Annotated in this window: 20 protein-coding genes; 6 read left to right on the plus strand and 14 right to left on the minus strand. The window is 60.3% G+C overall.

All coding sequences use genetic code 11. From position 1 onward, the window contains the following. Nucleotides 1-74: 74 nt before the first annotated feature. The 3 genes from LW884_08010 to LW884_08020 are packed head-to-tail and all read right to left on the minus strand — an operon-like array spanning nt 75 to nt 3,398. Nucleotides 75-1,670, minus strand: coding sequence for an ABC transporter ATP-binding protein (locus LW884_08010; protein MCE3008271.1), 1,596 nt, complete (start codon nt 1,668-1,670; stop codon nt 75-77). A gap of 5 nt (nt 1,671-1,675) precedes the next feature. Next, nucleotides 1,676-2,449 (minus strand): 4-(cytidine 5'-diphospho)-2-C-methyl-D-erythritol kinase, encoded by a 774-nt coding sequence (gene ispE, locus LW884_08015; protein ID MCE3008272.1) that lies wholly within the window; start codon nt 2,447-2,449, stop codon nt 1,676-1,678. A 10-nt stretch (nt 2,450-2,459) separates the two neighbouring features. Then, entirely contained in the window at nt 2,460-3,398 is a 939-nt protein-coding gene (locus LW884_08020) for a DUF58 domain-containing protein (GenBank protein MCE3008273.1), read from the minus strand. Between the two features lie 190 nt (nt 3,399-3,588). On the opposite strand from LW884_08020, the gene LW884_08025 reads away from it, so the two are divergent. From LW884_08025 to LW884_08040, 4 genes are all read left to right on the plus strand, one after another. Then, a complete protein-coding gene (locus LW884_08025) occupies nt 3,589-4,416 on the plus strand; it encodes a DUF4476 domain-containing protein (GenBank protein MCE3008274.1) in 828 nt (275 codons plus the stop codon). Nucleotides 4,417-4,470: 54 nt separating this feature from the next. Further along, nucleotides 4,471-4,905, plus strand: a complete 435-nt coding sequence (locus LW884_08030; protein MCE3008275.1) for a hotdog fold thioesterase — start codon at nt 4,471-4,473, stop codon at nt 4,903-4,905. An 82-nt stretch (nt 4,906-4,987) separates the two neighbouring features. Continuing rightward, nucleotides 4,988-5,173, plus strand: coding sequence for a 50S ribosomal protein L33 (gene rpmG, locus LW884_08035; protein ID MCE3008276.1), 186 nt, complete (start codon nt 4,988-4,990; stop codon nt 5,171-5,173). A 5-nt stretch (nt 5,174-5,178) separates the two neighbouring features. After that, nucleotides 5,179-5,340, plus strand: a complete 162-nt coding sequence (locus LW884_08040) for a DUF4295 domain-containing protein (protein ID MCE3008277.1) — start codon at nt 5,179-5,181, stop codon at nt 5,338-5,340. A gap of 69 nt (nt 5,341-5,409) precedes the next feature. Here the strand turns inward: LW884_08040 and LW884_08045 are convergent, their stop codons facing one another. Genes LW884_08045 through mraZ form a run of 9 tightly spaced genes read right to left on the minus strand, consistent with a single transcriptional unit; the run spans nt 5,410 to nt 14,837 of the window. Next, on the minus strand, nt 5,410-6,582 hold the full coding sequence (locus LW884_08045) for a GlmU family protein (GenBank protein MCE3008278.1): 1,173 nt from the start codon (nt 6,580-6,582) through the stop codon (nt 5,410-5,412). 27 nt (nt 6,583-6,609) lie between these two features. Further along, nucleotides 6,610-6,783 (minus strand): hypothetical protein, encoded by a 174-nt coding sequence (locus tag LW884_08050; GenBank protein MCE3008279.1) that lies wholly within the window; start codon nt 6,781-6,783, stop codon nt 6,610-6,612. A gap of 36 nt (nt 6,784-6,819) precedes the next feature. Continuing rightward, a complete protein-coding gene (gene murD, locus LW884_08055; protein MCE3008280.1) occupies nt 6,820-8,175 on the minus strand; it encodes a UDP-N-acetylmuramoyl-L-alanine--D-glutamate ligase in 1,356 nt (451 codons plus the stop codon). Nucleotides 8,176-8,177: 2 nt separating this feature from the next. After that, nucleotides 8,178-9,560: a phospho-N-acetylmuramoyl-pentapeptide-transferase gene (gene mraY, locus LW884_08060; protein MCE3008281.1), complete on the minus strand. Its 1,383-nt coding sequence runs from the start codon at nt 9,558-9,560 to the stop codon at nt 8,178-8,180. 6 nt (nt 9,561-9,566) lie between these two features. After that, entirely contained in the window at nt 9,567-11,021 is a 1,455-nt protein-coding gene (locus tag LW884_08065) for a UDP-N-acetylmuramoyl-L-alanyl-D-glutamate--2,6-diaminopimelate ligase (protein ID MCE3008282.1), read from the minus strand. Further along, nucleotides 11,018-13,111, minus strand: coding sequence for a transpeptidase family protein (locus LW884_08070; protein MCE3008283.1), 2,094 nt, complete (start codon nt 13,109-13,111; stop codon nt 11,018-11,020). The genes LW884_08065 and LW884_08070 overlap by 4 nt, the downstream gene beginning before the upstream one ends. After that, the gene (locus tag LW884_08075) at nt 13,104-13,490 is read right to left on the minus strand and encodes a hypothetical protein (GenBank protein ID MCE3008284.1); all 387 of its coding nucleotides are present in this window, start codon (nt 13,488-13,490) and stop codon (nt 13,104-13,106) included. The genes LW884_08070 and LW884_08075 overlap by 8 nt, the downstream gene beginning before the upstream one ends. Continuing rightward, nucleotides 13,487-14,365 carry a 16S rRNA (cytosine(1402)-N(4))-methyltransferase RsmH gene (rsmH, locus tag LW884_08080; GenBank protein MCE3008285.1) on the minus strand — a complete coding sequence of 293 codons (879 nt, stop codon included), beginning with the start codon at nt 14,363-14,365 and terminating at the stop codon, nt 13,487-13,489. Before rsmH ends, LW884_08075 begins: the two co-directional genes overlap by 4 nt. Nucleotides 14,366-14,369: 4 nt before the next feature. After that, nucleotides 14,370-14,837, minus strand: a complete 468-nt coding sequence (gene mraZ, locus LW884_08085) for a division/cell wall cluster transcriptional repressor MraZ (GenBank protein MCE3008286.1) — start codon at nt 14,835-14,837, stop codon at nt 14,370-14,372. 395 nt (nt 14,838-15,232) lie between these two features. Between mraZ and LW884_08090 the strand changes: the two genes are divergently transcribed. Then, a complete protein-coding gene (locus LW884_08090; protein ID MCE3008287.1) occupies nt 15,233-16,945 on the plus strand; it encodes a 2Fe-2S iron-sulfur cluster-binding protein in 1,713 nt (570 codons plus the stop codon). A 159-nt stretch (nt 16,946-17,104) separates the two neighbouring features. Here LW884_08090 and LW884_08095 read toward each other — a convergent pair whose 3' ends face one another. Both LW884_08095 and rpmB read right to left on the minus strand, forming a co-directional pair. After that, nucleotides 17,105-18,166, minus strand: a complete 1,062-nt coding sequence (locus tag LW884_08095; GenBank protein ID MCE3008288.1) for a hypothetical protein — start codon at nt 18,164-18,166, stop codon at nt 17,105-17,107. A gap of 172 nt (nt 18,167-18,338) precedes the next feature. Beyond that, the gene (gene rpmB / locus LW884_08100) at nt 18,339-18,575 is read right to left on the minus strand and encodes a 50S ribosomal protein L28 (protein ID MCE3008289.1); all 237 of its coding nucleotides are present in this window, start codon (nt 18,573-18,575) and stop codon (nt 18,339-18,341) included. Between the two features lie 169 nt (nt 18,576-18,744). Here rpmB and LW884_08105 point away from each other — a divergent pair, with 169 nt between their 5' ends. Next, nucleotides 18,745-20,139, plus strand: coding sequence for an aldehyde dehydrogenase family protein (locus LW884_08105; GenBank protein ID MCE3008290.1), 1,395 nt, complete (start codon nt 18,745-18,747; stop codon nt 20,137-20,139). The last annotated feature ends 223 nt before the right edge of the window (nt 20,140-20,362 follow it).

Below are 20,362 nucleotides of genomic sequence, written 5' to 3' on the forward strand. Positions count from 1 at the left end.
CGGTGTTATACCTGGGGGCTGCTCCGTGCGGAGCAGCCCCTTTTTTTATACACCCAGTGTGTGGTGTTTGTGGCCTATCGGGATGCAAAGGCATGAGCGAGCAAGCGACGTGTAAGCGGTGCCTGCGGGCGGGCCAGTAGCGCATCGGCAGCCTGTAGCTCTACAATGCGCCCACCATCCATTACGGCAATACGGTCGCTCATGTAGTGCACCACAGCCAGATCGTGGCTGATAAAAAGGAGCGAGAGGTTACAGGCTACCTTTAGTTCGTTTAGCAGATTGAGCACCTGGGCCTGCACACTTACATCCAGGGCAGCCACACTCTCATCACAGATCAGCAGCCGTGGCTGCAGTGCCAGCGCACGGGCTATGCCCACACGCTGGCACTGCCCACCACTCAGCTGGTGGGGATAGCGCTGAAAAACTTCTGCCGGTAGCCCCACCTGCTCCAGCAGCTGGCAGGCGCGGGCCTGGGCCTGGGCCTGGGCCTGGGCACGCCCACAGCGCTGGTGCACCCGCTGTACCTCCATCAGTGCCGCTCCCACTTTCATCCGGGGATTCAGCGATCCGCTGGGGTCCTGAAAGATCATCTGTACATACTGCGGCCGTGGGCGGGCCACAGGCTGGCCCTGCCAATACAGCCCTCCGGCACTGGCAGCCTCCAGGCCCACCAGGATCCTGGCCAGGGTACTTTTTCCGCAGCCGCTCCGGCCCACCAAGCCCAGGGTCTCTCCGGCATGAATGGTCAGGCACAGGTCGTGCAGGGCCGCCACAGGCCCGTAGGCTTTGTGCAGGCCCTCTATGCGCAGTAGCTCCGCTGGGTTGGTGCGCGCATTCAGGTCTGCACGCGGCTGGGGCTGGGCCTCTGGCTGCCCAAAGTCTGCCACCGTCTGTAGCCGATATGGGCGGCTGGCAGGGCGCGGGCGTGCGTGTAGCAGGCCCTGGGTGTAGGGGTGGGTAGGCTGGCTCAGCAGGCGGGCCGCTGGCCCCTGCTCCACCAGCTTGCCCTGATACAGCACCGCAATCTCGTCTGCCAGCTGGGCCACCAGGTTTAGGTCGTGGCTAATGAAGAGCATCGCCCGCTCGGCCTGCTCGGTGTGTATGAGTGCCCGGCAGAGTGTCAGTATTTCCTGCTGTACCTCCACATCCAGGGCGGTAGTGGGTTCGTCGGCCAGGATGAGGCGGGGGCGCTTGGCCAGGGCCATGGCGATCATTACCCGCTGCAGTTGCCCGCCAGACAGCTGGTGGGGATAACGCCGCAGGATTGCACCCGGCTGCGGCAGCTGTACGTCTTGAAAAAGACGCCGCATCTGCTCCATAGCCTGGCGCGGGCTGCCGGGCAGCCCCTCTATGGCCTGTTTGCCTATGCGCATCACGGGGTTCAGGCTGCTCATCGGCTCCTGAAAAATCATGGCTAAGTCAGCCCTTCGGGCTGCCGCCTGTAGCAGGGGCTGGCCCAGCAGGTTGGGGCCAGATTCCTCCAGCTGCACTAGGCCCGACACCCGGGCTGCCCTGGGTAGTAGGCCCATGATGGCCAAGGCCGTCATGCTCTTGCCGCTGCCACTCTCGCCCACCAGGGCCATCACCTTGCCGGGCTTCAGGTCCAGGCTCAGCGACTCCAGCACCGGCTGGGTACCAAACTGTACGCTGAGCCTGCGTATGCGTATCATCTCCCCTATAGGTAAAGCCCAAAGAGTGCGCTGCCGCTACCACTCAGCGCGGCATAGTCTGCCCCCTCGGCATACAGGCTCTGTAGCAGGGGCCGCAGCTGCGGGTAGCGCTGTAGCACCACCGGCTGAAAGTCATTTACCAGCAGGTCGGGCCACTTGGCTGTGGGCTGGTTCAAGATTGATTTCAGCTCCGTATCCGTATGGCAGTCGGCCAGGTTCAGCCAGCTGTAGGCTTCGGCAGTGGCTATGCGCAGCCCGGGCGTAAGCACCCGTATGGACTGGATGGCGGGCAGGCTGATGGGGGCCAGCTGCTCGCCCCGGCCGGTAGCGTACATCGGTTCGTCGTAGAAAAAGAAGGGCACATCCGAGCCCAGCCGGGCACCCAGCTCCGCCATCTCCTCCCTGCCCAGATCAAGGGAAAAAAGCTGATTAATGGCCTTGATAACCCCTGCGGCATCACTGCTACCCCCACCCAGGCCGCTGCCCAGGGGGATGCGCTTATTCAGGTGGATGCTTACATGCCCTACCCGATCGTAGTTTTCGGCCATCAACTGATAGGCACGCTGTACCAGGTTATCCGCTGTGCGGCCGGGTATGGGTAGGCCCTCGTAGGTAAAAACGGAAGGATACACCTTGCTTACGCGGTCCACAGTCAGCACATCGTACAGGCGGTGTACGGGCACAAATGCGGTCTCGATGTTGTGATAGCCATCCGGGCGTTTCCCTTTTACAAAGAGTCCCAGGTTTACCTTGGCGTGGCAGTTCAGGGTTATCAGCATATACTGTTGTTTATTTCCTGGTTAGTTTTCTTCTTTTGATGAGATAGTCGGTCAGTGCTTTGTCATACGGCTGGCGAATATCTACTTCGATCAGGTCAATTTCCAGCTCCCTGCATTTTTTCTTTACGCGCTGCTGGTAGGCCAGCATCAGCTCCTGATACTGGTCTCGTATTTCGTGGGGCAATACCCGCAGGGTTTCGCCGCTTTCCAGGTCCTTCAGCAGCAGGGGGGTATTGGGAAACTGAAAGCGCGACTCGGTTTCGGCATCCAGCAGGTGGAAGATCAACACCTCGTGCTTGCCGTGGCGCAGGTGCTGCAGGGCAGGGAAGAGCTGGTCCACGTCCTGCGGTGCCCCCAGCAGGTCTGTTATCAGCACCACCAGGCCACGGCGGCGGATGCGTGTAGCCAGCTGATGTAGTACCTCGGGCGTGCTGGTGGTATGGGTAAAATCAGCAACCTGAGCAGCCACTTCCTGCAGCCTGGATAGCATGGGCACCAGGTAGCTACGCTTAGCCCTGGGTGGGGCATAAAAATGCAGCCGCTGGTCGAAGAGAGCCAGCCCGGCAGCATCCTTCTGCTGGATCATCAGGTAGCTGAGTGCTGCACACAGGTAGGCACCATACTCCAGCTTGCTCAGCCTGTCGGGGGCCTGCACGGGGTAGCGCATGCTGTCGCTGGTATCCAGTACCAGGGTGCACAGCAGGTTGGTCTCCTCCTCGTACTTTTTGGTGAACAGCTTGTCTGTACGGGCATACACCTTCCAGTCCACACTACGCAGTCCCTCGCCCGTATTGTAGGGGCGGTGCTCGGCAAACTCTACGGAAAAACCGTGGTACGGACTCTTGTGCAGGCCGGTAATAAAGCCCTCCACAATCATGCGGGCCTTTACCTCCATGTTCTTCAGGCGACTGATCACCAGGGGGTCCAGATACTTCAGGTCTTGCACCATAGGGGCAAATTACAGCCCGGGCCGCATCTTTACAAGCCACCGGCTGCTTTCGTGCTGTGCCAGCCTGGCGGATCAACCGAATGAGCAGGCAAGTCTTTTTTTCATTTTGTCCGGGCCTTGGCAGGGGGTTGGCAGCGTTTTTGCTTTACTACTACCTGGCAAAGCCTGTATAAATTCGCAATTTTGCAGCATGAATAGGCCCGGCTTTTTTTCTGCATGGATAGGCCTGCTGAGTCTGGCAGCATTCCCGCTGTGGGCGCAGCCCGGGGGCCAAAGTCCGGCATCCCACGCCGTGGAGGTGCCGGACCCGCCGCAGAAGAATGAGGTGCCCGGATACTACGGCCCCATTGGCTGCCAGGGCCTGATGGATCCGGCAGCACTGGCCATGGCCAGGCAGCGTATCCGCGCTGCGGGCTACCCCCAGCAGCAGAAGGAGGCGGGGCGGGACATACTGCGGCAGCACTGCCTGAGTACCAGCCAGCGGGTAGATCTACTCAGTGCCTTCGATTTCGAAACAGACCGGTTGGAGATGGCTAAGGAAGGCTACGCCAGCCTGTACGACCTGCACTATGCCTATCGGCTCATCCTGCTCTTTGGCCATGAGAGCAACGCGCTGGAACTGCTAGCCTGGCTAAGCACCCGGAACGACGCGGGAAAGTGGGTGTGGGCACGCCCCCTGCCCGGCGCACCCGCACCCGCGCAGGCCAGCTGCCAAAGCCCCCTGCTGACCGAAGAACTGGACGATGTGCTGAAGTATGCACAGGCCGTCAGCTTTCAGGAGACCCGACAGGCCCTGGTGCGCTACCTGGCCCACACCCGCTGCCTGCGCAGTGCCCAGGTGGTACGCATCCTGCAGCTCTTCGCCTTCGAAGACCAGCGCCTGGAGGCGGCCCAGTACCTGTATCCCTATACCTACGACCCCCAGAACTATGCCACTGTAGGCCAGGCCCTAGGGCTGCAGGAAAGCAAGGATCGGCTCGAGCGCTTCCTCGCGCAGCCGGATAGCGGCACAAAGTGAAAGGCCGCCCGGCCCGCCCCCCCGCCAGTGTATAGATAACCCAAACCAAGCACCATGTTTCTGTACCAACCCACCCCCAGCGAGCTGAATGAAAAATGGGTAACCCACATGCTACAGCATGTAGGCATCGAGTTTACCGAGGTGGGGCACAACTACCTGAAAGCCCGTATGCCCGTGGATGCGCGTACCCAGCAGACTTTTGGCATCCTGCATGGGGGTGCCTCGGTGGTGCTGGCCGAGAGTGTGGGAAGCATAGCGGCAAACCTGTGCGTGGCCCCAGACCGGCAGGCCTGCGTGGGGCTAGACATAAATGCCAACCACCTGCGCACAGTACGCAGCGGCTGGGTGTATGCCCATGCGCACCCCATCCACCTGGGCCAGAGCACCCAGGTGTGGCAGATAGACCTGACCAACGAAGACGGACAGGCTGTATGCGCAAGCCGCCTTACAATGGCGGTAATAAACAAGGCCCAGCCTGTTTATTCCTAGTTTGCGCACAAAAGCAGCCCAAACAGTTGGAACATTGGGCGCGGCTTGCTACATTTGCCGTCCGTCTCTATTTGTACAAAACATGGCTAAGAAGAAAGGCAACCGCTTTCAGGTAATACTGGAATGTACTGAGCACAAAAACAGTGGTCAGCCCGGCACATCGCGTTACATGACGCAGAAAAACAAGAAGAATACTCCGGAGCGCCTGGAGCTGAAGAAGTACAACCCCATCCTGAAGAAATACACCATCCACCGAGAAATTAAGTAAGCACTATGGCAAAGAAAGTAGTAGCAACCCTGAAAGATAAAAATGCCGGACCTGGCGTAGCCAAGGTAATCCGTGCCATTAAAAACGAGAAGACTGGCTCCTACAGCTTCAAGGAGGAGATTGTGCGCGCCGACCTGGTGCAAGAAACCCTGAAAAAGACAAGCTAGCCCCTCTCCACAGGAGCAAGCCCGAAGGCTGGTCTACTGCGTAGGCCAGCCTTTTTTTTGCGCACGCTGCTACAGGCCTGCTGTAGCAGCTATCCAGCGCAGCAGCGCCTCCTCTGCCGGCTCCAGATGCTGGTCTCGGCGGGCCATTACCGCACGGGCGGTAGCCAGGGCCTTTTCCACCTCATAGGGCACCCACCCGCCTGCTCCACCCCACCGAAAGGAGGGTATGTACTTGGGCGGAAAGTCGGCCCCGAAGATGCTGGCCGATACCCCCACGGTGGTGCCGGTGTTGAACATGGTGTTGATGCTACTCTTGCTATGGTCGCCCATGATGAGGCCGCAAAACTGTAGGCCCGTCTCTACCATGGCCTGCTGCCGGTAGCTATAGGCCCGCACCGGGCTGTAATTGTTTTTCAGGTTCGACGTGTTGGTATCGGCACCCAGGTTGCACCAGGCACCCAGCACGCTATTGCCCAGGAATCCATCGTGTCCCTTGTTGCTATAGCCCCACAGTACCGAGTTGGAAACCTCCCCGCCCACCTTGCAGTAGGGGCCCAGGGTGCTATCGCCCCGCAGCTTGGCACCCGCATTCACCACCGCGCCCTCGCACAGGGCATGCGCCCCCTGGATGATAGCGCCTGGCTGCACCTGCGCACCGGGTGCTATGTAGATAGGCCCATCGGTGCCATCCAGTATGGCGGCACGTACCTGGGCACCGGCCGCTACAAACACCTGGCCATACACCGCAGTGTGCGGATCTGCTACTGGCGGGCAGGCCCTGCCAGCGGTGAGGGCGGCATAGTCTTTCCGGATCCAGTCACCATTTAGCCTAAACAGATCCCAGGGGGCGGCCAGGCTGCCAAAGGTGTGGGGATAGGTAGTGAGCCGCACGCGCGGGGGCAGCAGGCCATCGGCCGTGGGTGCAGCGCCTGCGCGAAAGGCCAGTGGCATGCCAGCGGGATCTTGCAGGCCCTCATCGGGGCCCAGCTGCTGTATGGCAGCACACAGGTCTGCATCGGGCAGCAGGTGCCCGGCTATGTAGGTGGCATCGGCAGGGGCGGGCAGGCATGTGCTGCGGTGAGCCAGTGCCCCGTAGGCCAGCAGCGGCACAGGTTCCCCCAGGCTGCGCATCCACTTATCCTGCACGCGGTCTATACCCAGGCGCAGGTCGGCCACTGGCCGTGTCAGCGTCAGCGGATACAGGTCTATCCGCGTGGGTGGGTCATACAGCACGTACGGCATGGGGCAAAGGTATTCGGGTCCTTGTCATCAGTCAAACAGCCCACGCACCAGGGGGCCCTTACGGTCCCTGCACAGGCGCTGTACCCGCAGCTCGCACTTCAGCTGCTGCAGGGTGGTGTTGGCCTGCCGCTCCAGGCTGCAGGAGCTGCGCCACAGATGCTGGGCCTGGTAGAACAGGGCTTGTACAGGGATCAGGCTCATACCAAATGAGGAATCAAAACCACCGGGCGCGTTTCTCTAGTCTTGGTTCAGCTTTAGCACCTCGGCCTTGAAGGCATCGCCCCGGGCCTCGTAGTTGTCGAACAGGTCGAAACTGGCACAGGCAGGGCTTAGCAGCACCGAGTCTCCCTCGGCAGCCAGCTCCAGGGCCATTTGCACCGCGCTCGTCATCTGCTCAGCATGCAGGATGGTCTTTACCGTACCGCGAAAGGCCTGCTCTATCTTGTCCTTTCCCTCACCCAGGATGACAATGGCTTTTACTTTTTCCTGCACCAGGGGCAGGATCATGCCATAGTCATTGCCCTTGTCTATCCCGCCCAGTATCCACACCGTAGGGCGGTGCATGCTCTGTAGGGCAAACCAGGCGGCATTTACATTGGTGGCCTTGCTGTCGTTGATGAAATGCACGCCCTGCACGGTGCGCACCGGCTCCAGGCGGTGGGGCATGCTGTCAAACTCCTCCAGGCTCTCGCGGATCACTTCCTTGCGGATGTCTACCAGGCGGCCTACCACGGCACTGGCCATGGCATTGTGCTGGTTGTGCTTTCCTTTCAGCTTCAGCGCATCCAGGGGTAGTTTTTCCGTTTTCTTAGCTTTTAACTTCTTATTCAGGTCTAGCATAATGTGTTGATTTTCAATATAAACAAGTACATCCTCGGCCTCTTCGAAAGCATAGGGTATCTGGGTAGCCTGTGTGGGGTTCCGGGCCAGCGCGTCTACCAGCACAGGGCTATCGGCACAGTATACCAGGTAGTCGTCCGGGCCCTGGTTCTGGCTGATTCGCATCTTGGCATCGGCGTAGCGCTGCATGCTGCCGCCATAGCGGTTCAGGTGGTTTTCGTAGATATTTGTGAGCACGGCAATGTGTGGGCGGAAGTGCACCACATGGTCTAGCTGAAAGCTGCTGACCTCCACACAGTACCAGGCGTGGGGGTCCTGGGCCACCATGCGGGCAAAGCTGTTGCCTATATTGCCACACAGGCCTACGTCCAGTCCGCCTTTCTTCAGGATGTGGTAGATGAGGCTGGTGGTGGTGGTTTTGCCATTGCTGCCACTGATGGCAATGATGCGGCTATGGGTATGCCGGGCGGCAAACTCTATCTCGCTGATCACCTCCAGGCCGTGGGCCAGTGCCTGCTGTACCAGGGGGGCCTCCGTAGGGATGCCCGGGCTTTTGACCAGGATGTCGGCCTGTAGCACCCGCTCGGGCGTATGGCCACCCAGCTCGTGGGCTATGCCCCGCTGCTGCAGCTCGGCCACAAAGGGCGCCTGCGGCAGGCCGGCATCGCTCACAAAAACCGAATAACCCAGCTGCTGGGCCAGCACGGCAGCCCCCAGCCCGCTCTCCTGGGCACCTAATATGGAAATACGCATACTCATCGCAGTTTCAGGGTAGCAAAGGCTAGCAGGGCCAGCAGTACGGTGATGATCCAAAACCGACTCACAATCTTGGCCTCGTGCCAGCCCAGTAGTTCATAGTGATGGTGCAGGGGGGCCATACGGAAGATGCGGCGGCCCTCGCCATACTTACGCTTGGTGTACTTGAAGTACACAACCTGTGCGATGACCGAGAGCGACTCCACAAAGTAGACCCCACAGATAATGGGCAGTAGCAGCTCCTTCTTCACCATCAGGGCCAGCACGCCCACTACGCCGCCCAGTGCCAGGCTGCCCGTATCGCCCATGAAGATCTGGGCGGGATAGGTATTGAACCACAGGAAGCCGATACAGGCACCCACCAGGGCAGCACAGAACACCAGCAGCTCGCCCGAGGCAGGGATGAAGCTGATGTGCAGGTAATCGGCAAAGATGGCGTTGCCCGACACATAGGCCAGGATGGCAAACACCATGGCCACAATGGCGGTGGTGCCTGCCGCCAGGCCGTCCAGCCCATCGGTCAGGTTCACCCCGTTGGAAACAGCCGTAACAATAAAGATGACAACCAGAATGTACAGGATCTTGCTAGCCAGGTTTTCGCCGCCGGTCAGCAGGGCGTAGTTAAAGGTCAGGTCTTTGAAAAAGGGTACATCCGTCTGGGTAACAAAGGAGAAGTCGCGCTTGCCAAACAGGCCAACACCTACGGTGTAGCGAGAGTCTTCGGGTATCAGCAGGGTCAGGCGGTCATTTCCGCGCTTCACCAGGTAGTGGTCAAAGGCCAGGCTATCGGCCGGGCGTTCGGCCAGGCGGTAGGGGCCAGCCCGCATTACCTGGTCGCCGGCACGGAAGCCCAGGCTGGACAGGTAGGCACTCTTACGGAGGGTGCCATCTGCATCCATCTTCAGGTTGTCTCCGCGAAACTGGGGGTGATACAGCATGGTGAACCCCACAATGAGGCCCAGGCCCAGCTGGCCCACCACCTTGAATTTTCCCTTCAGGCCGGCCTTATTTTTTTTGAATACCTTGATGTAGTCGTCCAGAAAGCCAATAAGGCCCATCCACACTGCGGCCACCATCACCAGGAGCACATACGCATTGGTAAGATCGGCCAGCAGGAGGGTAGGCACCAGCAGGGCCAGAAGGATGATAAGCCCCCCCATGGTGGGCGTGCCCGACTTGGCCTTGTGGGTGCTGGGGCCCAGTTCGCGTATCCGCTCGCCCAGCTTTCGGCTCTTCAGCCACAGGATGATGTGTCGCCCTACGAACAGCGACAGCAGCAGCGACAGCAGGGCGGCCAGGGCGGCCCGGAAGCTGAGGTACTGCAGCACCCCGATGCCGGGCAGGTCCAGGTCTTTTAGCCAGTGGGGTAGAAAGTAGAGCATAGTCAGTTAGTTAGCAGATTGGAAGGCCTTTTTCAGTTCTTCTCGGTCGTCAAAAGGGTGGCGCACCCCGCGTATTTCCTGGTAGGTTTCGTGGCCCTTGCCCGCCAGCAGGATCACATCCCCCGGCTTGGCCAGCTGGCTGGCAGTGCGGATAGCCTCTCGCCTGTCCATCAGGCGCAGCACCCTGCGCCGGGCTGTGGCGGGTACGCCAGCCTCCATATCGTCCAGGATGGCAGCCGGATCTTCGTCGCGCGGGTTGTCCGAGGTAAGGATTACCTGGTCGGCCAGCTCGCAGGCTATGCGTGCCATCTCGGGCCGCTTACCCTTGTCGCGGTTGCCGCCCGCCCCTATCAGCACAATCAGCCGGCCGGGTATCTGTATTTCCTTCAGGGTCTTCAGGCTATTGTGCAGCGCATCCGGGGTGTGGGCATAGTCTACAATAGCGGTGATGGGGCCAAAGTGCAGCGTCTGGAAGCGGCCGTTGATGGGCAGCAGCTCGCTGGCATGCAGCAGCACCTCCGCCTCGGGCAGCTGTAGCTCTCGGGCGGCAGCCACTACGGCCAGCAGGTTGTAGGCATTGAAGGTGCCCAGCAGCCGGATCCAGATCTCCTGCCCGTTGATCTCCAGGAGCTGCCCCTCAAAGGTGCTCTCCAGGATGCGTGCCTGGTAGTCTGCGGGGCTCTTCAGCGCATAGGTGCGCTGGCGGGCCCGGGTGTTTTGCGCCATAAAGCGCCCATTCTTGTCGTCTACATTCAGCAGGGCAAAGGCGCTGGCGGGCAGTTGGTCAAACAGCAGTTTCTTGGCATTTCGATACTCGGCCATACTGCCGTGGTAGTCCAGGTGGTCGCGCGTCAGGTTCGTGAATAGGCCGCCAGCAAAGGGGATGCCCACCACACGGCGCTGGTGCAGGGCGTGGCTACTCACCTCCATAAAGCAGAAGGCACAGCCCTGGTCGCGCATTTGCGCCAGATAGGCCTGTAGCTGCAGGGGGTCGGGCGTAGTGTGGGTGGCAGGCAGCACCTGCCCGGCTATGCGCACCTCCACGGTGCCGATCAGCCCACAGGCATAGCCCATGCGGGTACACAGGTCGTACAGCAGGGTAGCCACGGTGCTCTTTCCATTGGTGCCCGTTACGCCTATGCAGGCCACCTCCTCGGCCGGGTTGTCGTGGTAGTTGGCGGCCATCCAGGCCAGGCTCTCGGCGGCATCGCGCACCTGGACGTAGGTGATGTTTTCATTTAACTGGGCTGGCAGCTGCTCGCACACAATGGCTACCGCCCCCTGGGCCTCTGCAGCCGGTATGTACTGGTGCCCGTCCGCCTGCGTACCCCTGATGGCAATGAAGACCGTGCCTGGGGCCACGTGCCGGCTGTCGAACTGCAGGGCCTGCACCTGCCGGTCTCGGGTACCTGCCACCTGCTGCAGGGGCACACGGTACAGGAGGTCTTTCAGGTTCTTCATTTCAGGTCGAGTACAATCAGTTGGTTTCTATACAGCCGGCTGCCGGCCTTCAGGCTTTGCCTATATACCTGGCCGTGGCCCCGCAGCGCCACGCGCAGGCCCAGGTTTTCCAGCAGGGCCATGGCATCCTTTGCAGGCATGCCCTTCACATCGGGCACCAGCTTATCCTGCAGGCGGTAGGCATGCAGGCTTACCCCCTGGGGGCTGGTGCGCACCCGCACATAGTCTGTACTGGGCTTGTGCTCGGTGGGGATGCGCAGGTGCTTGTACTGCACCTGTGCATCGTGCCGGTGCAGGGCGCGGCTGGCGGGCAGGCTGGGCCTGGCCCCGGCAGCCGGAACCGCCAGGTGGGCCTGCAGCGGCTGCAGGCGGGTGGCTTGTAGGGCCTCGGCTACCTCGCGCACCACCGGTGCTGCCACGTCTCCGCCGTAGTAGTCGCCCCCCTCGGGTTCGTTTATCAGCACGATGCAACTATACCGGGGCTGGTCGGCCGGGAAGTAGCCCACAAAGCTGGACACATAGGCCTTTGTATAATGTCCGTCCTTCAGGCGCTGGGCCGTACCCGTCTTGCCCGCTATGGGCACCTTGCTCTTGCGTATACTACGTGCCGTGCCGCGCTCTACCACCCCACGCAGCATGGCCTGTAGCTGGCTCAGCGTCTGCTCGCTACACATTTTGGGGTTCAGCACCTCGGCCTCATAGGTTTTCAGTACCTGCGTTTTACTGCGTATCTCTTTCACAATCAGGGGCTGCAGCATCACCCCGCCATTGGCCAGGCCGTTGTAGAAGGTGAGCATCTGCAGGGGCGTGAGCGAGATGTTGTAGCCAATGCTGAGCCAGGGCAGGGTGGTGGCATTGTAGGCCTTGTCTTGTGGCCGGATGAGCTTGGGGAAGGGCTCGCCCTTTAGCTGGAAGTGCACCGGGCGGGTAATGCCCAGGGCATCCAGCTGCAGGTAAAACTTCTCGGGGTTGTGCCGAAAGTGGGCATTTACCAGCTTGCTCACGCCCACATTGCTGCTGCGCTCTATGGCCTCTTGCAGGGATATCCTTCCGGATATGTAGTCGTCTTTCAGCACACGGTCTGCATACTCTATGCGGCCATTTCCCACATCCACACTGTCATCGGGCTGTATCTGGCTGCTCTCCATCAGGGCCAGGGTGCTTACCAGCTTAAAGGTGCTGCCAATCTCGAGCCGGGTGGCCACGGCATGGTTGTACGACTCGGGGTAGTTTGCCAGTGCCTTTATCTCTCCGGTTTGCACCTCCATCACAATGGCCAGCCCCCACTTGGCACGATGCTTCTCCACCGCCTGGCGCAGGGCTGCATCGGTTACGTCCTGTATGTTCACGTTCAGCGTGGTTTGGATGTCCAGGCCATCCTGTGCCTCTACCTCGTAGATGTAGTTGAGCGGCACCTCTACCCCGCCGCCCACACGCTGCACCAGCATCTGCCCATCCCGGCCCCTCAGCTGTCGGTTGAAGCTGTACTCAATGCCCCTGCTGCCTACGGTGTCATTGCGCATGCTACCCAGGGTGATCTTGGCCAGGTTGTCCAGCGGATAAAAGCGGCTGTTGTTTACTTTTTCTACAATCAGCCCCCCCCGGTATCGCCCTTGGCCGAAGATGGGCATTTGCTCTATCTGCTTCAGCTCTCGTATGGTGCACAGCCGCCGGTAGGGGAAGAGATATACATGCCGGTCGCCCTCCTGGCGGGCATGCAGGATGAGGCGCTTGAAGTGCACGATATCGGCCTCTCCCTCGCCAAACTGTGTGGCCAGAGCGGTGCACAGGGCATTCAGGCTGTCGGGAAAGTTGGGAAAATAGCGGGGATCCATGCGCGTGGCATCGATGGCTATGCGGAAGAAAGGAAGCGTGGTAGCCAGCACCGATCCATCATCGGCCAATATGCTGCCTCGGTCTGCCAGCATATTGCGCTTATACACCCGCTCGCGGTTTTTGCGGGCCTCGTAGTAGTCGGCCTTGCCCCACTGCAGGCGCAGCACCTGCACACACACCAGCACCCCAAAAAAGATGAAACCGGCAAACAGCAGGTACACGCGCTTCAGTATGGTATCCGAGACCTTACTCATGGCTTTTTACCTCCAGCTGAATGGGGGGTTCTTCGGGCCGCTGCAGGCCCAGGCTATCCATCTGGCCTACCAGGGTGCTCTGCTTGCGGATTCGGCTGAGCTGGGCATTCAGGGTGTTGTACTCACTCTCCAGCTCCTTTACCTCCTCGCTCAGGCGGTCTACCTGGCGGGCATGGCGCTCGGCCAGGTGGCTGCTCCATATATACGCCAGGCCGATGAGGGTAAGGAAGGCGGCAAACACCAGGTTCCGCTGCATCAGGCCCAGCAGGCTTATGCGGCCCGGCCGTAGCGAAAGGCGTACCTTGGGCCGCAGGCTTGGGCGTGCACGCTTGGGGGGTGGGGTATGGTCATCTCCCCGACGGATGCGGTTCTCTTTCATGCTTTTTCGGCGATTCGGAGTTTGGCAGAGCGGGCGCGGGGATTCTGCCGAATCTCGGCCTCATCGGGGGTAATGGCCCGGCGGGTTATCAGCCGCCAGGGGGTATGGGGGTGGCCATAGGCATCCTTTTGCAGCTCGCCATCGGCGCGGCCGGCGCGCAGGTAGTGCTTTACCAGCCGGTCTTCGTAGCTGTGGTAGCTGATGATGACCAGGCGGCCACCCGGCTTCAGCACCCGCAGGCTCTGCTGCAGCAGGTCTTCCAGCGCGGCCATTTCGTCGTTTACGGCTATGCGCAGGGCCTGGAAGAGGCGGCTCAGGTCGGCATACTCGTTATGGCGGGGCAGGAAGCTGCGCACCGCCGCCACCAGCTGGGTGGTGGTCTCGGGCTGTGCCGCCTTGATGGCGCGCGCCATGGGGCGGCTTTTACGAAAGTCGCCGTACTGATACAGGATGTCGGCCAGGGCCTCGGGCGTGCTCAGTGCTATCAGCTCGGCGGCCGTGGGCCCCTGCTGCTGCATGCGCATATCCAGCGGTGCCTCGGCCCGGTAGCTAAAGCCACGCCCAGGCTCATCCAGCTGGTGGCTACTTACCCCCAGGTCGGCCAGTATGCCATCCACAGGCGGATAGTCTGCCAGGCAGGTGTACAGCTGGCGAAAATTGCACGGAAAAAAGTGGAAACGCGTATCGTAGAGGCGATTTTTGGCCGCGTCCGGGTCTTGGTCAAAGGCATATAGCCGCCCCTCGCCCTGGCCCAGGCCAGCCATAATGGCCCGGCTGTGGCCACCGCCCCCAAAGGTAGCATCCACGTAGTGCCCCTCGGGCCGCAGCTGTAGCCCCTCCAGGGCCTCGGCTAGCAAAACGGGTGTATGGTACATGAGGCTAGGCATCGGGGGTGGGTGTGGGGCGGGTGCCGCCCATTACGCGCTCGGATATATCGGCCAGCCGGGGCAGGTGGTCTTGCAGCTGGGCCTCAAAGCGGGCCTGGCTCCAGATCTCAATCTTGTTGCCCGACCCGATCAGTACCAGCTCCTTTTCGATGCTGGCATGCTCGGCCAGCTTCTTGGGCACCAGCAGGCGGTTACTGCCATCCAGGCTAACGGGCACAGCCCCGGCCTGAAACAGGCGGGCAAAGGTTCGGTTTTCGGCTACAAACTGATTTTGGCTGTAGATCTTCGTCAGCTCCTCTTGCCATACCTTCTCCGGATACAGGGCCAGGCAGTCGTCCAGCCCCCGGTTGATCACAAAGGACTGACGCTCATCCTCGGGCAGCTGCTTCAGCAGGGCTGCCGGCATCAAAAACCGGCCCTTGGCATCTGCCTTGCATTCAAATTCGCCGAAGATAAACATGAGTAGTAGTAGAGCAGAACAAAAATACCACTTTATCCCACTTGCCCCCACCCAGGCCCCAAAAAATCTTATGGTAAATTATTCACAACTTTCAACTACTTGATAATCAGGCATTAAAAAAGAGAAAAAGCGTGGGAATCGCACAATCGCTTAACCAGCCGGGCAAAAAGAAAACCAATACACAACCCGATGTAGGCCGATCCTGGGCGCCTAAAAATGAGCAACGAGTAACCCGAGGTGAACGACCGAAACGCAGAATAACCCAAAAGTGGGAGAAAGTGGAAGCAGGTGTTCCTTCTATCCATACGACCTCAAAACTTCCGGCCACATAGGCCGCGGCAGGCTCGCTTTTCACACACAGTTTTGTAAATTGCGGCACGCAAGCCTGAAGAGTTATGCCCACAGTTACGATAGACGGTAAGGAATTCGCCTTTGAAGGGCAGCAGAAGCTGCTCCCCTTTATCCTGGAGCGGGGGATGGAAGTACCCTACTTCTGCTGGCACCCGGCCATGAGTGCCCCTACCAACTGCCGCATGTGCCTGGTGGATGTAGGCTTCCCCATAAAGAACAGAGAAACCGGCGAGTATGAGCTGGACGCACAGGGCAAGCGCAAGATCCTGTGGGGCCGAAAGCCCAGCACCAGCTGCAACCAGGACCTGGTGCCCGACATGGTGGTGCGCACACAAAACACCAGCCCCGCCATCAAAAAAGCACAGGAGGGTGTGCTGGAGTTTATCCTGGCCAACCACCCGCTAGACTGCCCGATATGCGACCAGGCTGGCGAGTGCCCCCTACAGATCAATACCTATAAGTACGGGCCGGAAGGTAGCCGCTTCGAGCTAAACAAGGTGCACAAGCCCAAGCGCATCCCGCTGGGGCCACGCGTAACCCTGGATGCCGAGCGCTGCATAAACTGCACCCGCTGCACCCGCTTTACCGAAGAGATCAGCGGCACAAACCAGCTGAGCATCATGGCGCGGGGAGAGAAAAACTTCCCTACCGCAGGCCCGGGCAAGACCTTCGACGATCCCTACTCCCTCAATACCGTAGACATCTGCCCCGTGGGTGCCCTTACCAGCACAGACTTCCGGTTTAAGGCCCGGGTGTGGGAGATGAACTATACCCCAAACATCTGTACTGGCTGTAGCAAGGGCTGCAACGTGGACGTGTGGGTGCGCGACAATGAGGTACTGCGCCTTACCCCCCGCGCAAACCAGCAGGTGAATGCCTACTGGATGTGCGACAGTGGCCGCCTGGACTACATGCGCTACAACACAAACCGCGTAAGCGGCATCAAGCTACAGAACGACCTGCCCACCACACACAAGGATGGCCTGACACAGCTGGCAAGCCTGCTGCAGCTGCATCTGGGTAGAACCCTCTTCGTAGGCTCGGCCCAGGCCAGCCTGGAGAGCCTGTATGTGCTACGGCAGCTGGCAGGGCACCTGGGTGCAACCAGCCTGTACTACCTGCCCGATGTGCAAGCCGGCTGGGGAGACCAGCTGCTGCGCCGGGATGACCGCAGCCCAAACCAAGCCGGAGCCGAACTGCTGGGCTACGCTGCCACCACCCAGGAGCAGCTAGCCAGTGTGGCAGCAGGCTACGAACTCATTGTGGTACTGGAGGATAACCGCGTGGCCGAACAGATGATCGGCCTGGGCAAGAACACCGCCGTATTTGCCAGCACCTACTTCCAAGGCCACGAACAGGCCGCACTGGTGCTGCCCGCAGCTACCAACTTCGAGATGGCCGGCACTTACCTGAACAGCGACCGAGTAGCCCAGCTGACCCAGCAGGCTAAACAGATCCGGCAGATGACCCCCGAAATGTGGATGTCTATGCCCAAAAGCCGCCTGGATGCAGGTGGCGTGGCCATAGACACCTGGCGCCACCCCGAGCACATAGTAGACTGCCTACCCAGCTGGCTACTGCTGTCTGCCACGGCTGCTATTGCAGGCATAGAGCTGCCCGGAACACACAAGGAGCTATTTGGCACGCTGAAAAACCTGTACCCAGACCAGCTGGCGCAGGCCGAACTGCCCACGCGCAACCGAACCGAGAGCTTTAAGCAAAGTCAATTCGACTTTGCGGGCAAGTCCAGGCCCTAGCTTGGGTGCTTCTAATCCCCCACCTCCCTTACGCACTAGGTCTCCAGGGTGCTGACTTTGTCCACGCTTGTAGGCTACGGCAGGGAATCCCGAGTGCAAGGGTCCGGCTCCACGGCGCACGTACCGGCCATCAGGCATTCATGTATGGGCTGGCCCAGACTAGGCACCAAACCGGCCTGCGACAAAGGCCAGGAATTCTTCGTTCACCTTCTCGTCGTGCGCGTTGTCGGGCATATTGAAGATGCGCGTGCGCAGGTACTGCTGGGCTTCCTCATAGCTGGTCAGTACATTGATGTCCTGTAGTGCCTGCCTAAAGCGCTGGGTGTCTCCGCCAAATACCTTCTGTACGTACTGGAACTGCTTGTGCAGCGGAATGCTGTCTGAGCGCAGTGGGCGGCCTGGCTCCGGGTTCGGGCTGGGCCTACTGCCAAAGGTATCGGCCATCCGGGCAGTGGGCATAGCCGGAGCGGGGGCTGGGGTGCGGGGGTCGACAGGCGCAGCCGGAGGGGTACCCGCCGTAGGGGCCGGGGTGGCAAACAGGGTGGCCGGGGCGACAGGTTCCGCGCCCTGGCTGGCCGACCCGGCTGCAGTAGCCTCCGCAACGGCCGGTAGGGGCTGGCCAGCGGCAGCCCGGTACTGCTCGGCCTGGTAGTGGGCCAGGGGCTGAACCTGCTCGGCATAGCGTGCTGCCAGCTTTTGCAGTTTCTCGCGAAAGTCGGCCAGGGTAATGGTATCAACCCCCTGTTTTTCGTAGTGGTGCACCAGGCCCTGCACCAGGAAGTCGTAGCACAGAATAAAACCCGCAAATCGTTCCAGCTTCTCGCGCTCCAGTACCTCCTTGTTGCCAAAAAAGTATTTACACAGCGCCTCGGCCGGATTCAGGATAAGCCATAGGGTGTTGTATACAGCCTTTTTTAGTAGCTCGGGCATCTCGCTACCTGGCACCGCCAGGTGGTGGCTCAGCTGCTGCTCCAGTTGGGCCATAGCAGCCTGCACGGCCGGAGCATCGTAGTTGAAAAACGGATGGCGAACCCGCTGCATATAGCCCCGCCACTCCTGAAATAGCTGAAAGAGCACAAAATGACGCACCTGCGGATGGGTGGGCAGCTGTAGCAGGCTGTCTCCGTCCAGCACCTCCGGCAGATTGGGCTGCAGGGTGGCTGCGTGCGCGGTGGCCAAGTCGGCAAGCTGCGATTCGGGTATAGAGACAATGGGTAGCATGGCTGCAAATATGCGTCAAAAGCCTTAAAAACACCACTAATTAGGGCCTAACGCTGGCAGGTAAGGATCAATCCTACCTCCACTCCCTGCAATGGAAATAAAAAAAGCGCTATCGGGGATAGCGCTCTATAGTCGTAGCAACAAACTGCCTGGCGGCCCTTGGTGCCTGGTGCTAGTACTTGATGCCCTGCGCAGCCAGATCCTTCAGCACAGCCTGCAGGCCCCGCTTGTTGATGGTGCGTATGCCATTTGCGCTTACACGCAGGGTGATGTAACGATCTTCTTCGGCCAGATAGAAACGCTTTCTCTGCAGATTGGGCAGGAAACGACGCTTCGTGCGATTATTCGCATGGCTTACATTATTACCTACAATCGGTTTTTTACCGGTTACTTCGCATTGACGTGCCATAGCTAACTAAAAATTGAGAACGGCAAAGATAGGCGACAGCCACACATGAGTCAATGATCCGGTACTTTTTTATTTTACCGCAGGTTGCCCCGCCCTATAGCCGGGCGCCCGGCTACCAGATGCCCTGGCGCGGGGGATGGCTGGATAAAAAAAGCCGTAAATTATGCGCATGGACAGTACTACCCTGGTGGTGAAGAACCCCTATACCGGAGCGAGCCTGCAAACCCTGCCGCTGCTGCGGGCCTCGGACGTGGATAAGGTGCTGGAGCGGGCGGTGCGGGTGCGCAATGAGCACCGCCTGTGGCTGCCCCTGCACGAGCGGGTAATGATCCTGGAGCGCTTTGCAGAACTGCTGACAGAGCAGCGCGAGGCCCTGGTAAACCTGGCGATACAAGAGGGGGGAAAGCCCCGAAAAGACACCGAGATGGAGATGAGCCGGGCCCTGGACGGCGTACAGTGTGCCCTGGCAGAGATGCGCAGAGGGCACGGCCACGAGGTGAATATGGGCTACACGCGGGCAACAGCCGGCCACATGGCCTTTACACGCCGGGCACCCATAGGGGTAGTGGCTGCCTACAGTGCCTTCAATCACCCCATCAACCTGTGGATCCACCAGGTGATCCCGGCGGTGGCGGTGGGCACCCCCATCATCCTGAAGCCGGCACCCGCCACCCCGCTGGTAGCCATCCGGCTGAGCCAGCTGCTGTATCAGGCAGGCCTGCCCGAGGTGTGGTGCCAGACCATTACCCTCAGCAATGAGCTGGCGACAGAGCTGGCAAAAAGCCCGCAGCTGGATGCGCTGAACTTCATCGGCTCGGCCCGGGTGGGCTGGCACCTGCGCAGCCTGCTGGCACCGGGCACCCGGCTAACGCTGGAACATGGCGGTGTAGCACCTGTTGTAGTGGATGAAACGGCGGACCTGGACCTGGCCCTAAAACTACTGGTGCCCGGGGCCTACTACCATGCCGGGCAGGTGTGCGTGTCGGTACAGCGCATATACGTGCATGAGCACATTGCCCGCGCCTTTGCCGTGCGGATGGCCGAGGCCGCCAGCGGGCTAAGGGTGGGCGACCCGCAGGCTGAAGACACCGATGTAGGGCCGCTGATTAGCTCACAGGCAGTAGACCGGGTGGCCCACTGGGTGGACGAGGCGGTGCAGGCCGGAGCCGAGCTGCTAACCGGCGGCAGCCCGCTGCCCCAGCACCACAGCTACGCCCCCACCCTACTCTATGGCACACCCACCCACACACGCCTGATGCAGGAGGAGGTGTTTGGGCCGGTGGCCTGCGTGGTTCCCTACCGCAAGCTGGAGGAGGCCCTGAAAGCGGCCAATGGCCTGCGCACCCAGTTTCAGGCAGCCCTGTTTACCCAGCGGCTGGACCATGCCCTGCTGGCACTTGAGCAGCTGCGTGCCGGGGCGGTGATGATTAACGACAGCACCACCTTCCGGGCGGACGGGATGCCCTTCTCGGGCCTGGGCGAGAGCGGCCTGGGCACAGGCGGCATAGGCTACACCATGCGCGAATACAGCTATGAAAAGCTGTGTGTGCTTAACCAGCACTAGAGAATCCTAGACCCCAGTTTGGCGTTTATCTGGCAACTAATAGCCCTTCCGGACAGCTTACTTATCTGGTAGCACAGGGGGGTCGTCCGGCTGAGGTACTTTTTGTTCTTGCTCCTTATACAGCTCGCCTACTCGAATCTTGTTTTTTCGTGGCTCCTGGCTACCCAGCAGCTCGGCCAGTCGGTTGAAGTCTTTGCGGTAATACACCCCCGCCCCCCGGCTG

This window comes from Bacteroidota bacterium, from assembly GCA_021300195.1.
In the GTDB taxonomy this organism is placed as follows: Bacteria; Bacteroidota; Bacteroidia; order J057; family JAJTIE01; genus JAJTIE01.